Raw genomic sequence first — 14,421 nt, 5'->3', positions numbered from 1 at the left:
TCAAATCCACTTGGCGAGGGGCGGAAGGCTCATCAAAACCGCGTTTGCATCGTGACCGGTCTCCAGCCCGAATTTCGTGCCCCGATCATAGACCAGATTATATTCCGCGTAGAGCCCGCGATGCACAAGCTGCGCGTCTTTATCAGCCTCCGACCAAGGTGTATCGCGGCGGCGTTCGGTGAGGGGAACGAAGGCCGGCAAGAACGCCCGCCCGACATCTTGGATGAAGGCAAAATCAGCCTCCCAATCGCCGGTGTTGTGGTCGTCAAGGAAAATGCCCCCAACTCCGCGCGCACGGCCCCGGTGCGGGACAAAGAAATACTCATCCGCCCAATTCTTGAACCGGGGGTAATAGTCCGTATCGTGCCGGTCGCATTGCGCCTTTTGGACGGCATGAAAAGCCTCTGTATCCTCAGCGTATTCAATAGCCGGGTTCAGGTCCGATCCGCCGCCGAACCACCACGCGTGCGGCGTCCAGAACATGCGGGTGTTCATGTGAACCGCCGGACAATGCGGGTTCTGCATATGCGCGACCAGCGATATGCCTGCGGCCCAGAACTGCGGATCATCCTTCATCCCCGGAATGCCCCGCGCCGCCATCGCGGCCTGCGCCCTCTCGCCAAGTTGTCCGTAAACGGTTGAGACATTGACGCCGACCTTCTCAAACACCCGCCCGCCACGCATAACGCTCATCAAACCGCCACCGGCGTCGCTGCCGTCGTCGGAGGCGCGGCGCGTCTCTGATACCTCGAACCGACCGGCAGGCAAATCGGCGGTCGGTCCGAACGTCTGGCTGTCTTCCAAGCCCTCAAACGCTGCTACGATCTCATCCCTCAGCGCGCGGAACCACTGGGCCGCGCGGGTTTTCTGATCTTGCATCTGGTCGGTCATCTGGCGGTCTCCTTCGCCCGTTCGCATAGCGCGTCACCGGATGGGGTGCCAGCCCCGCCGCCGCCAGAAGTGATTTTTCAACGGCGACTGATCCCGCTATCATCGGCAGAGTATCTGAGTGTGAGGTTCAAGATGAAACGCTTTCTGCCCCTATTGCTGCTTCTGGCCGCCTGCGCCACACCGCGAGAGCAGTGTATGACTTCCGCAACCGGTGAGCTGCGGGTGATGGATGCGTTGATCGAAGAAACCGAGGCGAACATCGCGCGGGGCTATGCGATCCGGCGGGATGTGGAACCGACGATGCGGCTGCGGTTTTGCACCTCACCAAACCGGAACGTCCACTTCTGCAACACCCACGCGACGCGGCTGGTAGAGCGACCGGAGCCGATTGATTTGAATGCGGAGCAGCGCAAGCTCCGCTCCCTTCAACAACGGCGCCGAGAGATGGAGCGCTCCGCCCGCCGCGCGATTGCCGCCTGTGCAGCGCGTTATCCGGCGTAGCAGAGATCAGTGCGCAGGGGCCGCAGCCGGATCAAGCAGGGTGCGCCCACCGTCGACCGTCATAATCTGACCCGTCACAAAGCCTGAACTGTCCGATGACAAGAACTGCACGGCCTCGGCAATCTCGCCCGGCGGGGCGATGCGGCGCATTGGGGTGTGGTCGATGATTTCCTGTCGATATTCGTCGTTTTCCTTCAGATCGGATCGCAGGCTCGCACTCATCACGCTGCCGAAGGCGACCGCGTTCACTCGGATACGTTTCGGCGCAAGCGCCACGGCAAGCGAGCGCGTCATCTGATCCAGCGCCGCAGCGGACACCGAATAGGCCAGCAGTGATGGGTGCGTCCGCCGGGCCGCGATTGAGGACAGGTTGACGATTGACCCGATACAACTGCTTTCGGATTCCTCATCCTCCGCCTGCTGGATCATCCGACGGGCGACAGCTTGGCTTAGCCGAAGGCTTGTCAGAAGGTTCTGCTCCAGCAATGCCTCAACCGAGTCGTCTTTTGTGTCGAGCGGGTCAGAGGTCACGACTTGGCGACTCGCATTGACGAGGATATCGACCCGCTCGAACGCGTCGATCGTGGCCGAAAGCAGGTTCGCGACCGTCAGTTTTTGCCGCAGATCACCGGCGAAGTAGCGGATGTTCGAATCCTCTGGCGATTTGCCGAGTTCTTCGACCAAGCGCGCTTCGTCCTTGTCAGCGAACATGACGTTCGCGCCGTGATCCGCAAAATGCCGCCCGATCGCGAGCCCGATGCCGTTCGCGGCCCCGGTGACGATGGCTGTTTTGCCTGTGATGGAAAAGCTCATGTGCGTGTCGCTTTCATGATTCTCTGACGGAGCCTAGGGGAATTCAGGTTTTTGTTCGAGAGGAACGCTTGGGCAGCGCCGCTTTCAGCACTTTGAAGCCGGTATCGCCGCCGATTTCTTCGACGTTGCGGAAAAGGTCGGACAGCTCAGCCTCGTAAGGCAGATGTCGGTTCGCAACCATCCAAAGCGTGCCACGCGGGGTCAGCATCTTTGCCGCTGCCGCGATGAAGGCGCGACCAAGCGAAGGGTCGCCCGCCCGTCCGGTGTGAAATGGCGGATTGGTGACAACCACATCGAAAGGATCGGATGGTTGAAAGCGGGTCGCGTCAGCCCAATGAAATTCGGCCCGCGGATCGGTGACGTTCCGCCGGGCGCATTCCAGCGCGGCGTGCTCCGCCTCGATCAGATGCAGCGTCTTGATGCCGTCGTGTTGCGCAAGGTGATGCGAAAGATACCCCCAACCAGCGCCCAGATCTGCAACGTTGCCCGACAGCGGACATTCTTCCATCGCCTCAACCAACAGGCGCGATCCTTTGTCGATCTTCGCCGCTGAAAATACGCCCGGCGCGGTGACGAATCCTTCCGGCCCCTCGGCTGGCCCGGCAGCCCAGTCATCAAACCCGGCAGGGTTGTTGATTGCGAACGTCTTTCCGTGCGCCTTTGAAAACGTGCCGGTCACATCGGCCCGCTTCCGGCAATCACGCCAAACGCTATCAATACCATCGGTTTTCTGCCCATCGACGATCAACGCGCCTTTGGTGCGCGATGCGGCCTCTGCGATCACCGCGCGGGCCTCGGCCTTTGCCCTCGGCAACATGACAATGGACAGAGCATAGTCCGACTGCCCTGCAACCGCGGAAGCGTCATAACCCCGTGCGGTCCATGCATCATGGTCCGGGCGAAAGCCCTGAATGATCTCCACTCGTTCCTTGGACAGAGAAGAAAGGTCATGATCAGCACGCGGGCGAAACACGGCGATCCGTCCGTCATCCGGCACGGCAAATGCGCCAGCGTCAAGCGCGAGGGTCAGGCGATAGGCTGTCATGTCAGGTGCTTCAAGGGCGTCGGCCCTATTCCCTTTCCATCGTGCATTGCAGCGGATGCTGATGCTGGCGCGCGAAATCCATCACTTGTGTCACTTTGGTCTCGGCAATCTCATGGCTGAAGACACCAACGACCGCGACGCCCTTTTTATGGACCGTCAGCATGATTTCAAACGCCTGCGCATGGGTCAGGCCAAAGAACCGCTCCAACACATGCACAACGAATTCCATCGGCGTGAAATCATCGTTCAGCAGCAGCACTTTATAAAGCGGCGGCCGCGCCGTTTTCGGCTTGGTCTTCGTCAGCGTGCCGGTGTCAGCATCCCCATCCCCGTCCTTATCTGCCATAAGCAACGGAATGTTGGGGCCGAATATCGGTTTATGTGTCCGCACGTCAGTCAAAGGGAGTTCCATCTGCAGTCTGGACCTGACTATATAATCTCATGGTCCGGCGTGAAAAGGGGCTTAACAGGAATGACCCGCGCATCAACAGGAAAAGTCACGACAATCGGCTTCGATGCCGACGATACGCTGTGGCACAATGAACAGTTCTTTCGGATAACGCAGGACCGTTTCGCAGACCTGCTGGCCGACTATGCGGAACGACCGCATCTGGAAGACCGTCTACTGGCCGCCGAACGCCGCAATCTTGGACAATACGGGTTTGGAATCAAAGGGTTCGTTCTGTCGATGATCGAAACCGCGATTGAGGTAACAGACGACCGCGTCCCCGCCCGCGTCATCCGAGAACTGATCGAAGCGGGGCAGGATATGCTGTCCCACCCGATTGATCTGCTGCCCCATGCCGAAGAAACAGTGACGGCCCTCGCCGCCGATTACCGCGTATTGCTGATTACCAAGGGCGATCTTTTGGATCAGGAGCGCAAGCTTGCGCAATCAGGGTTGGGCGAATTGTTCGACGGGGTCGAAATCGTGTCGGACAAAACGCCAAAGGTCTACGCAGACATTTTCGCGCGACATGGCGAGGGTGCCGGTGCGGCGCTGATGGTCGGCAATTCGCTCCGCTCTGACGTGATTCCGGTGATCGAGGCGGGCGGTTGGGGCGTTTACGTTCCGCACGGTTTGACGTGGGAGCTTGAGAAAGCCGATCCGCCGACATTAAACCCCCGCTACCGCGAACTGGCTGATTTGGGTGAATTGCCGGGGGCGATTCAGGCGCTCTGACCGTTCAGCGCCGCCTGATGCGGCGATCCGCCATCTTGTGCCACAGCCGGAATCGGACACAAGATATGCCCCGCGTTGCTTGAAAGACACCCCGAAAGTTACTGAATTTTGGGTGTTTTCTGAAATTGAACCCTGTGCTAACCTCTTCGCAATTAATGATAAGCTGACCGAAAAATCGGCAGCATGAGGCAGAAAAGGCGAGCGACGTGCAAACACGTCTTGGGCAGTGTATTCGACACGGTTTATTTTATGTGGTCATGATTTGCGTCTTGGCATGGGCGCCCGTCAGGGGCGTTGCAGCGCCATACGCGGCGGTTGTGATGGACGCGCGATCGGGTGAGGTTCTTCATTCGCGCAACGCGGACACGCGGCTGCATCCGGCATCCCTAACAAAAATGATGACGCTTTACGTGGTCTTCGAAGCGATCGAGAATGGCGAGATCAGCCTTGATACCGAAGTGCGTATTTCGCAAAACGCCGCGTCAGAGCCGCCGTCTAAACTGGGCCTTCGTTCTGGCCAGCGTATCCGCTTGCGGTATCTGATCCGCGCGGCGGCAGTGAAATCCGCAAATGACGCGGCAACCGCACTGGGTGAGGCGATCGAAGGCTCCGAAGCGGCGTTTGCGCGGCGGATGAACCGGACCGCCCTAGCGCTCGGGATGACCCGCACGACCTTCCGCAACGCGCATGGTCTGACCGAAAGCGGGCACCTTTCAACCGCCCGCGACATGACCAATCTGGGCCGTCGGCTGTTCTATCACTACCCGCAATATTACAACCTGTTCTCCCGCCGCTCGACGAATGCCGGTATCCGCGAGGTGCGCAACACCAATCGCCGCCTGCTGGGGTCTTATCGCGGTGCTGACGGTATCAAGACCGGCTACACCAACGCCGCCGGTTTCAACCTAGTCGCCTCTGCCGAACGGGGTCAGGAGCGGATTATTGCGACGGTCTTCGGAGGGCGGTCCTCCGCAACGCGGAACGCGCGGGTCGCCGAACTGCTCGACATGGGGTTCCGGCGCGCGAACACCCGTGTGGCGGTAAACGCGCCGCCGCGCCCGCAATACGGCAACCAGCCCGCCACGCCATCCGGTGCGACGACACGGGTTGCGACCGCCGTGGTCCGCAGCCTGCGCCCGGCCCCGCGTCCGGTTCAGGAACCGGCACAAGATCTGATGATCGCGCTTGAAAGCGAAATCCAAGAGGCGATTGAAACGGCCCAGCAAGAAGGCGTGCAAGTCGCTGAAGCCCCGGCCGAGACGCCGGAGGAAACAGCGGCGGAACCCATCGTGACTGCCGAGGTTACGCCCGTGCCACGCCCGGAAACCGCCGCAGCGCCGGTTGCCTTGGCCGCAATAGAACCCGAAACGGTCGCAGAGCCTGAGGCCGAATCCGATCCGACCGCCCTTGCGATCGCCGCAGCGCTGGCCGAAGCGACGGCAGGTGTCGAACAAGCCACCGCCGCCCAGACCGCGCCCGAAACCGCCCCAGCGGAGCAGGTCACGCTCGCCTCCGTCGCTCCGACGGTCAGCATCCAGCCGGAACCCCGGATTGTGCCCGAAGATCCTATCGTCGTGACGCGGGTTTCAACCTCCGGCGGGCGGCACTGGGGCGTCAATGTCGGGCGCTACGGATCGCGCTATCAGGCGGAGCGTGTGCTTCTGCGCACCGCGTTGAAAGAGATGTCGACCCTCGATGGAACGCTGCGTCGCGTCGTGCGCAGCCCGCAGGGGTTTGACGCGAACTTCATGGGGATGAGCCAGGAAACCGCTGACCTTGCCTGCCGTCGCCTACAGGCCCGCAGCATCGACTGCACCCCCATCGGCCCGTCCTAAGCGATCCCCTTGCCCCCTATGTCCGAACCGGGCATGAAGTGGACAAGGAGATTTCGATGACCGATTACGTCTTTCCGCCCGCACCGACGCCCTCTGTCGCCGTTGCCGATAGTGATGCCCGTTTTCCGGTGCGCCGGATTTTCTGCGTTGGTCGGAACTACGCCGAACATGCCCGCGAAATGGGCAATGATCCCGAAAAAGAACCGCCGTTTTTCTTTACCAAACCGGCGGATGCACTGGTCGGGGATGGCACGACGCTCCCCTACCCCGCGCGGACTGAAAACCTGCATCATGAGGCTGAGTTGGTCGTTGCCATCGGCAAAGGCGGCAAGGATATCGACGTCGAAGACGCGCAATCGCACATTTGGGGCTACGCACCCGGCAACGATCTGACCCGCCGCGATATGCAATCCGCCGCGAAAACGGCGCGGCGTCCTTGGGACATGGCCAAGGGCTTTGACCAATCCGCCGCATGCGGTGCGATCCACCCGGCAAGCGTTGTGGGTCATCCCGAATTTGCCCGCATCACCTGCGTCGTAAACGGCGAAACCCGTCAGGAAAGCGATATAACCGAGATGATTTGGCCCGCGCCGTTCGTCGTGTCCTACCTGTCGGGTTTCGTCGAACTCGCGCCCGGCGATCTGATCTATACCGGCACCCCGGCGGGCGTTGGGCCGCTCGTGTCGGGCGACGTGTGTCGTGTTGAAATCGCGGGGCTGGGTGCGGTCGAAATCAGCTATAAATAGGGGCCGCTATGGTTTCGGTTCATCGTCCCAATCGGTTGACAGGATGCGATGGCTATCGCCTTCGGGATCGTCGAACTGGCGAGATTTCAGCGCCCAGAAGAACCCGGCAAGCCCGAGCCCGCCCAGAAAGAGCGAGATCGGGATCAGATAGGCCAGCATCTCCATCAGCTTTACCTTAGCCTAAGCGCGTTCAGCGATACGGTAATGGATGAGAACGACATCGCCAAGGCCGCCGCTAGCGGTGTGGCAAAGCCCGACAGCGCGATTGGAACCGCGATCAGGTTATAAAGCGCGGCGATTGCGAAGTTTTCCTTGATCCGACGCGTCGCTTTGGTTGCAGTCGTGACAGCATCCGCGAGCGGCGACAGGTCGGACCCCAGCAGCACGATATCCGACGCCACCCGCGCCGCATCAAGCGCGCTGGCCGGAGAGATCGAAACATGCGCCGCTGCCAGCGCCGCCGTGTCGTTCAGGCCATCACCAACCATCAGCACCCGCGCACCGGATGACGCCAGCGTATCAATCGCGTTCGCCTTGTCCTGCGGCAACGCCCCCGCCTGCCATTGGTCGATCCCGACCCGCGCGGCAAGGTCCAGCACAGCCGCCTCCGTATCGCCCGAGATCAGGCGCACGTCCTTGCCTTGCGATTTCAGGGCTGCCACAGCCTCAGCCGCGCCGGGGCGCAACTGGTCAGTGAAGGAAAAGGCCAGCGGCGCGTCATCCCCGATCACCAGATATGTCGCCGTCTGCGCGGCAGGGGTGGCCCCGACCCACTCCGCCCGACCAAGCCGCACGGTTTGCCCCGCAAGCTGCGCTTCGATGCCGTATCCCGGAACCTCACGCACGTCGTCAAGCGTCGCAGGTTCTACCCCGGCGTCGCGCGCCGCCCCCGCCAGTGATTGTGCCAGCGGGTGAGAAGACGCTTCGGCAATCGCGCGTGCGATGCCAAGTGTATCGCGGTCAAAATCATCCAGGTTGGTCAGAACCGGCCGGCCTTCTGTCAGCGTTCCGGTCTTGTCGAACACAACCGTATCAACATCCGCCAAACGCTCTAGCGCCGTGCCGTGTTTGATAAGCATCCCCTGACGGAACAACCGGCCAGAGGCCGCTGTCGTCACCGCGGGAACCGCGAGCCCCAGCGCACAGGGGCAGGTGATAATCAACACCGCCACCGCGATATTCAGCGCCAGCCGAACGTCGCCGCCCGTGGCCCAAAGCCAACCGATAAACGCGACAAACGCCAGCAAATGCACTCCCGGCGCGTAGATCTGCGCGGCCCGGTCCGCCAGCGACGTGTAGCGGTTGCGCGCGCTTTCGGCCATCGCGACAAGGTCCGCCATCCGGTGCAGCGATGTCGCCTCCCCCGCCGCTGTCACGCGCACGGTAAGTGGCCCGGTCAGGTTGACCTCGCCCGCGCTGACCGTCGCCCCTTCGCTCGCAAAAATCGGCAAGGTTTCCCCGGTGAGGAGCGAGCGATCAACCTCACTACTGCCACTGGCAATGACACCGTCAACAGGCATCCGTCCGCCCGGTCGCACCTTGACCAGATCGCCGACCGCTAGCTCCGCAATCGGAACGGTCACTTCATCCGCGCCATCAATTCGGGTCGCCCTCGGCACTTCCAACGCCGCCAGCTCCTCGGCCGCGGATCGTGCGACGGCGCGGGTCCGATGATCGAGGTAGCGCCCCGCAAGCAAGAAGAACGTCAGCGACAGTGCCGCATCGAAATAAGCGTGTTCACCGGACTGCATGGTTTCGTAAAGCGACATCCCACCCGCGAGGATAATCGCGAGGGAGATCGGCACATCCATATTCAGCCGCCGCACCGAAAGCGCCGTCCACGCATGACGGAAGAACGGCTGCGCAGAAAACGCGATGGTCGGCAGGGCAATGGCCGCCGAAATCCAGTGGAACAGGTCGCGTGTCGCATCCGCTGCGCCAGACCAGACAGCGACCGACAGCAGCATGACGTTCATCATCGCGAACCCTGCGACGGCCAGACGCATCAGCAGGTCGCGGCCCACACGGTCGGTTTCGGTCGCGCTGAGGGTGCCGGGATCAAGCTCATGCGCTTCATACCCCAAACCGTCGAGCAGACTGACAAGCGCGTCAGAGGTCACATCCGGCGCTGCCTCAACGCTCGCGCGTTTCAGCGTCAGGTTAACCCGCGCCGACTGAACGCCCGGATGCGCGGTCAGCCCGCGTTCGACCGCCGAAATGCAGCCCGCGCAGTGGATCGTCGGCAGGGACAGAAGGATACGAGCATCGCGCGCTTCAGCCGCTTCCGCCAGCCGTTCCGCAGCGGGTGCCGCGGCGCAGGCCGGGCAAGCAGACGGGCTGGGATACGCGACGTCGGACATTTTATCCTTTCACCCGGAGGGCGATACGCTGTTTGAATTCGGTTCCATCCTCTGCAATCAGAACAAGCCGCAGGTTCCAGTTGCCCCTCGCAAGATCAACCGGCGCGCGGTAAACGCCGCCTTCACGGGTGAACTCGGGTGTGTGATCGTCGCGCACATGGGTCGCGCGGCCAAGCGTTGCGGTCATCCCGTCGATCGCGGCGGGCAGCCCTTCGGAATCGGTCACGGACAAGATCAGCTCATCCCCCTCAACCGTCGCGGAAACAGTCCAGCCAAGCGCCTCTTGCGCCGCGCGATCGGCGTCAAACGACTGGCTCGCTACATAGGAATTGCCAACCTCAAGCCCGGGAAACGTGTTGATTGCGCTGTAGGCCATGAAGATGTTCACGCCGATAATCACCGCAAATGCGCTTGCCACGATGGCAAAGACCTTGCGGCCGGTCAGGGGTTTGGTGGTCATTGCACTCTCCCGTTAAAGACGGTGTCCGCATGGACCCGGTCATCGTTGGTTGTGTCCGCCACCCATATCCGCAGCTCGCTCCGTGCGGTGGTCGCAGCTTCGGAGCCTGCCGGGGCCGTCACGTAGACCCGCTGCAACTTCAGCGTATCAGCGGGCACCTCGACAACCAAATCATCCTGCCCTTCCAGCGAAATCTCAAGATCGGCCTCAGACGTCATGGTGATTTCAAACGGGCGATCATCGCCGTGTTTGTTGCGCATCCGCACGTCGTAGGTGTTGCGGATCGATCCATCGGACAAAGTCACGAAAGTCGGGTTCCGCACCGGCGCGACCGTCACGTCGATGTCAGAGCGGATGAACAGCGCGAACAACAAGCCAACCCCAACCAGCGACCACAGCGTCGTGTAAAGGATCGTCCGGGGCCGCAAAATGTGCTTCATCAACGGCTTGGGCGGGTGGCCCGCACGCTCGGCCTCTTCGTCTTTCAGCGCCATGTAGTCGATAAGGCCACGTGGCTTGCCGATCTTCTCCATCACGTCATCACAGGCGTCGATACACAGCGCACAGGTGATGCATTCAAGCTGTTGCCCGTCGCGGATGTCGATTCCGACGGGGCAGACATTCACGCAGGCCATGCAATCAATGCAATCGCCAAGCTCATCCGCGCCCTCGGATTTACGATGCTTGCCGCGCGGCTCCCCCCGCCACTCGCGGTAGGCGACGACCAAAGTATCTTCGTCCATCATCGCGGCCTGAATCCGCGGCCACGGGCACATATAGATACAAATCTGTTCGCGCATGAAGCCGCCAAACACAAAAGTCGTAGCGGTCAGAACGGCGATGGTCGAATAGGCAACCGGGTGGGCATTCAAGGTGAATAGATCGCGCAGCAAGGTCGGCGCATCGGTGAAGTAAAAGACCCACGCGCCGCCCGTCGCGATGGCAATCAGCAGCCAAACGACCCATTTCGTCACCCGAAGCCGCGCCTTGCGGAAATCCCATTTCTTTTGTCGATGCAGTCGCAGGCGGGCGTTTCTGTCGCCCTCGATCCAGCGTTCGACGAGGATGAACAGATCCGTCCAGACCGTTTGCGGGCAGGCATAGCCGCACCACACCCGTCCCAGCGCCGAGGTGAACAGGAACAGGCCAAGCCCCGCCATAATCAACAGACCTGCGATGAAATAGAATTCATGCGGCCAAATCTCGATCCAGAAAAAGAAGAACCGGCGGCTTGCCATATCGACCAGCACCGCCTGATCCGGCAGGTTCGGGCCGCGGTCCCAGCGAATCCACGGGGTGATGTAGTAGATGCCTAGCGTGACCGCCATGATCCACCACTTGAGATTGCGGAATTTGCCTGAAACACGCCGTGGAAACACGGGCTCTCTGGCCGCGTATAGCGACGGTGGGGTGTCTTGAGTGTTCACGGAATCTCTCCGGTCATCCTGTGCGCGTCTGTGCCCTTCTGGCAGGGGTGGGACGCATTGGCATTGACCTAAGTCAACTCTCGCCTGATTCCAAGGGAAGCATTTGCCGCAGTCTTTGCCGTTTCAGCCAGTTCACGAACAGCTTTACGGGCCTGCGTTGGGTGCCGGGTCTGGTGACGATATAGTAGGCCGTATCGCGTTTATCTTCGAACAAAAGGCGCAGGCGTCCGGCGGCAATATCCGCGGCCACGGACGTCATCGCTGTCATCACCACGCCCTGCCCCGCGCGGGCCGCTTCCAGCACGAGATTACCGGGCATCTGGACCAGCCCTTTCGTGCGTTCCTTTGTCACGCCGTGTTGGTGAAACCAATCGGTCGATTCAGTCGTGCCAAGCTCCTGAAGCCATGGATATTCCAGAAGGTCGAGCGGATCGCTGATCTCCGCCTCTCCGACTAGTGACCGGGCCGCAACGACAACCAGCGATGTTTCCAAAAGCGGCTCAGCCTCCAAGCCCGGCCAGTGCCCGGCCCCGAAGCGGATCGCAACGTCAATTCCACCAGGTTCCAGTTCGATCAGTTCCGGCGTGGGGTTCACCATCATGTCGATATCGGGGTGCTGGTGCCAGAAATCCGACAGCCGTGGCATCAACCAGACAGACACGAAACCCGGCGTCGCGGAGATTTGTAAGGGCCGGTTTGCGTCGGCCTCCGTCAAAACGTTCACCGCGCGTTCAATCGCCCCAAAACCGAGCGCGAGCGCCTCGGCAAGCTGCGCGCCCTCTGCGGTTAACTCCAGCTGCTTTTGTCGACGATCAACGAGCGTTGTGCCCAGGTGATCCTCGAGCGAACGCACCTGCTGGCTGATGGCGGCGTGGCTGACATTCAATGCCTGCCCGGCGAGCGACATTGATTTGTGCTCCGCAAAGGCCGCGAAGGCGCGCAGCGCGTTCAGCGATGGCAAGGTCATCCAATCCATATGTAACCCCAACTTACATATCTGCAGAATTCCTGAGTCGCATGAAACCCGAAAAATAGCAATATTAAGGGTCAGAAGCACATGGAAAGGATGATCCCATGCTTGATATCTACGCAAAAACTTTCATGATCGCGACGCGCACCCCCTGCATCAAGGTGCGAAGCGTGCTGAGCCATGAACGAAAAAACAGGGCGCGGTGGCCCTGGCGGAACAGGCGGACCACTTGCATCGACCCGGAGAAGCTCTAGAAAATGTAGCACCGGCCCCCAGGAAACGCGCGAACAGGACGGGGTGCCGGTGCCATCCCGAGGACCGAAGCCCCCGGAACCGTATGTATCAGTTGGCCGTTTCTTCTTCGGCCACTTCGGGGGCTTCACCACCACCAAGCTGGTGAACATAAGCGGAAACGGCGCGAATGTCGGCTTCGCTTAATCGGGTCGTCCAGCTTGGCATGACGCCAAAGCGGGAATTCGTTACTGTCTCGGTCAATGTCTCGGCGTCGCCGCCGTATAGCCAGATCGCGTCAGTCAGGTTGGGCGCGCCTTGGAAACGGTCGCCTTTGCCGTCTTCGCCGTGACAGGCTGAACATTGCTCCTCAAACACCGTTGCGCCGGCCGAGGCGAGCTCCGCATCCGCGTCCTGCCCGGAAATGGACAGCACGTGGTTCACGACCTGCGCGATCTCTTCCTCGCTCAGCAACTCGCCAAAGGCGGGCATTTCGGACCAGCGGGCGTCTGGGTCATCCTCATTCCGGATGCCGTGGCTGACGGTCAGGTAGATATCCTCCATCGTGCCGCCCCAAAGCCATGCGTCATCCAGCAGGTTGGGATAGCCCTTGGCCCCCGCCGCGCCTGACCCGTGGCACTGTGCACACCACGTGCGGAATACTGCGCCACCGGCGTTCTGGGCATAGGCCAGAAGTTCAGGGTCATTCGGCAGTTCCGACAGTTCGGTCGAGGCGAGCCGCGTCTGGATGCCTTCGTTCGCATCCTCAAAGCGCTGGATTTCCTCTGCCACTTCGGCGCGGGTCGAATAGCCAAGCAAACCGGGCGTCGCTTCGGAAATCAGCGGCCACGCGGGATAGGCGATGGTATAACCGATCCCCCAGATGATCGTCATGTAGAAGGTCCACAGCCACCAGCGCGGCATCGGGTTGTCGTATTCCTCAATCCCGTCCCAGCTATGGCCTGTGGTCGGGATATCTTGGTCCTGTTTTTTCGGTTGCGGCTTCTTTGTCATGACCGCACCTCCTTGATCTGCGCGTCGCTATCGCTGGCGGGTTTGTCTTCGTGCCGGAACGGGATGTTCGCGGTGTCCTGATGCGTCTTGCGGCTGCCGGGGCGGAACGCCCAGATCACACAGCCGATGAAGAAACAGAACAGGAACAACAACATCCAACTGTCGGCGAATTCTCGGAGCAGGGTGTATAGATCCATGTCGCCCCCCTACCGGTTCGCGTCCGGCTCAAAGGTCGAGAAATCGACCAGCGTGCCAAGCATTTGAAGATAGGCGATCAGTGCATCCGCTTCGGAGATGCCCGGTTGCCCGTCAAAGTTTCTGACCTGCGCGCCGGGATAGCGTTCCAGCATATCGTCATAGTCGCTGTCTGGATCGGCCTGCGCCCGGAAATCCGCGGCGGCGGTTTCGATCATCTCGTCCGTATAAGGGACGCCAAGCAGGGCGTGCGTCGAAAGCAGATCGCCGATGTGATCAGGTTCGATCAGATTATCCTCAAGAAACCCGTATTTCGGCATCACGGATTCCGGCACGACGGCCTGCGGATCGCGCAGGTGATCTACGTGCCATTCATCCGAATAGCGGCCACCGACGCGGGCCAGATCCGGCCCCGTGCGTTTTGACCCCCACTGGAACGGCCGGTCATACATCGACTCCGCCGCAAGAGAGTAGTGGCCATAACGCTCAACCTCATCCCGCATCGGGCGGATCATCTGCGAATGGCAGACATAACAGCCCTCGCGGACGTAGATATCGCGCCCGGTCAGTTCGAGCGGTGAATAGGGCCGAACCCCGTCCACCTCTTCGATCGTGTTCTCCAGATAGAACAGCGGTGCGATTTCGACGATCCCGCCGATGGTCACGACCAGAAAGGAAAAGACCAGCAGAAGCGTGGCGTTCTTTTCCAGAACCTTATGTTTGTCGAGAATTGCCATCTGTCCGGCCCTC

Annotated in this window: 16 protein-coding genes; 4 read left to right on the top strand and 12 right to left on the bottom strand. The window is 60.9% G+C overall.

Going from position 1 to position 14,421, the window contains the following annotated elements; translation table 11 throughout:
- Positions 1-891 carry an oxygen-dependent coproporphyrinogen oxidase gene (hemF, locus tag ACEWPJ_RS14350; RefSeq protein WP_416513796.1) on the bottom strand — a complete coding sequence of 297 codons (891 nt, stop codon included), beginning with the start codon at positions 889-891 and terminating at the stop codon, positions 1-3.
- A gap of 132 nt (positions 892-1,023) precedes the next feature.
- Between hemF and ACEWPJ_RS14345 the strand changes: the two genes are divergently transcribed.
- Positions 1,024-1,392: a hypothetical protein gene (locus ACEWPJ_RS14345; RefSeq protein WP_416513795.1), complete on the top strand. Its 369-nt coding sequence runs from the start codon at positions 1,024-1,026 to the stop codon at positions 1,390-1,392.
- Positions 1,393-1,398: 6 nt separating this feature from the next.
- Here the strand turns inward: ACEWPJ_RS14345 and ACEWPJ_RS14340 are convergent, their stop codons facing one another.
- From ACEWPJ_RS14340 to clpS, 3 genes are read right to left on the bottom strand one after another with little or no spacing between them, the layout of a single operon-like run.
- Positions 1,399-2,205, bottom strand: a complete 807-nt coding sequence (locus ACEWPJ_RS14340) for an SDR family NAD(P)-dependent oxidoreductase (RefSeq protein ID WP_416513794.1) — start codon at positions 2,203-2,205, stop codon at positions 1,399-1,401.
- 43 nt (positions 2,206-2,248) lie between these two features.
- The gene (locus ACEWPJ_RS14335; protein WP_416513793.1) at positions 2,249-3,250 is read right to left on the bottom strand and encodes a class I SAM-dependent methyltransferase; all 1,002 of its coding nucleotides are present in this window, start codon (positions 3,248-3,250) and stop codon (positions 2,249-2,251) included.
- 25 nt (positions 3,251-3,275) lie between these two features.
- Positions 3,276-3,596, bottom strand: a complete 321-nt coding sequence (gene clpS, locus ACEWPJ_RS14330; protein WP_416513792.1) for an ATP-dependent Clp protease adapter ClpS — start codon at positions 3,594-3,596, stop codon at positions 3,276-3,278.
- Positions 3,597-3,722: 126 nt separating this feature from the next.
- Here clpS and ACEWPJ_RS14325 point away from each other — a divergent pair, with 126 nt between their 5' ends.
- From ACEWPJ_RS14325 to ACEWPJ_RS14315, 3 genes are all read left to right on the top strand, one after another.
- Positions 3,723-4,433 (top strand): HAD family hydrolase, encoded by a 711-nt coding sequence (locus ACEWPJ_RS14325; RefSeq protein WP_416513791.1) that lies wholly within the window; start codon positions 3,723-3,725, stop codon positions 4,431-4,433.
- Positions 4,434-4,690: 257 nt separating this feature from the next.
- Positions 4,691-6,268: a serine hydrolase gene (locus tag ACEWPJ_RS14320; protein ID WP_416513790.1), complete on the top strand. Its 1,578-nt coding sequence runs from the start codon at positions 4,691-4,693 to the stop codon at positions 6,266-6,268.
- 56 nt (positions 6,269-6,324) lie between these two features.
- The gene (locus tag ACEWPJ_RS14315; RefSeq protein ID WP_416513789.1) at positions 6,325-7,014 is read left to right on the top strand and encodes a fumarylacetoacetate hydrolase family protein; all 690 of its coding nucleotides are present in this window, start codon (positions 6,325-6,327) and stop codon (positions 7,012-7,014) included.
- A gap of 6 nt (positions 7,015-7,020) precedes the next feature.
- Here ACEWPJ_RS14315 and ccoS read toward each other — a convergent pair whose 3' ends face one another.
- From ccoS to ccoO, 8 genes are all read right to left on the bottom strand, one after another.
- Positions 7,021-7,179 (bottom strand): cbb3-type cytochrome oxidase assembly protein CcoS, encoded by a 159-nt coding sequence (ccoS, locus tag ACEWPJ_RS14310; protein WP_416513788.1) that lies wholly within the window; start codon positions 7,177-7,179, stop codon positions 7,021-7,023.
- A 5-nt stretch (positions 7,180-7,184) separates the two neighbouring features.
- On the bottom strand, positions 7,185-9,374 hold the full coding sequence (locus ACEWPJ_RS14305; protein WP_416513787.1) for a heavy metal translocating P-type ATPase: 2,190 nt from the start codon (positions 9,372-9,374) through the stop codon (positions 7,185-7,187).
- Position 9,375: 1 nt separating this feature from the next.
- A complete protein-coding gene (locus ACEWPJ_RS14300; protein WP_416513786.1) occupies positions 9,376-9,834 on the bottom strand; it encodes a FixH family protein in 459 nt (152 codons plus the stop codon).
- A complete protein-coding gene (gene ccoG, locus ACEWPJ_RS14295; RefSeq protein ID WP_416513785.1) occupies positions 9,831-11,261 on the bottom strand; it encodes a cytochrome c oxidase accessory protein CcoG in 1,431 nt (476 codons plus the stop codon). The genes ACEWPJ_RS14300 and ccoG overlap by 4 nt, the downstream gene beginning before the upstream one ends.
- Positions 11,262-11,334: 73 nt before the next feature.
- Entirely contained in the window at positions 11,335-12,237 is a 903-nt protein-coding gene (locus tag ACEWPJ_RS14290) for a LysR family transcriptional regulator (RefSeq protein ID WP_416513784.1), read from the bottom strand.
- 336 nt (positions 12,238-12,573) lie between these two features.
- Entirely contained in the window at positions 12,574-13,476 is a 903-nt protein-coding gene (gene ccoP, locus ACEWPJ_RS14285) for a cytochrome-c oxidase, cbb3-type subunit III (protein ID WP_416513783.1), read from the bottom strand.
- Positions 13,473-13,673, bottom strand: a complete 201-nt coding sequence (locus ACEWPJ_RS14280; protein ID WP_416513782.1) for a cbb3-type cytochrome c oxidase subunit 3 — start codon at positions 13,671-13,673, stop codon at positions 13,473-13,475. The genes ccoP and ACEWPJ_RS14280 overlap by 4 nt, the downstream gene beginning before the upstream one ends.
- 9 nt (positions 13,674-13,682) lie before the next feature.
- Positions 13,683-14,408, bottom strand: coding sequence for a cytochrome-c oxidase, cbb3-type subunit II (gene ccoO, locus ACEWPJ_RS14275; protein WP_416513781.1), 726 nt, complete (start codon positions 14,406-14,408; stop codon positions 13,683-13,685).
- Positions 14,409-14,421 lie beyond the last annotated feature (13 nt).

This window comes from Aliiroseovarius sp. YM-037 (assembly GCF_048060095.1).
Lineage (GTDB): Bacteria > Pseudomonadota > Alphaproteobacteria > Rhodobacterales > Rhodobacteraceae > JBLUOA01.
Note: the sequence above shows the minus strand (reverse complement) of the source record. Positions and strands in the feature narration are given on the sequence as shown.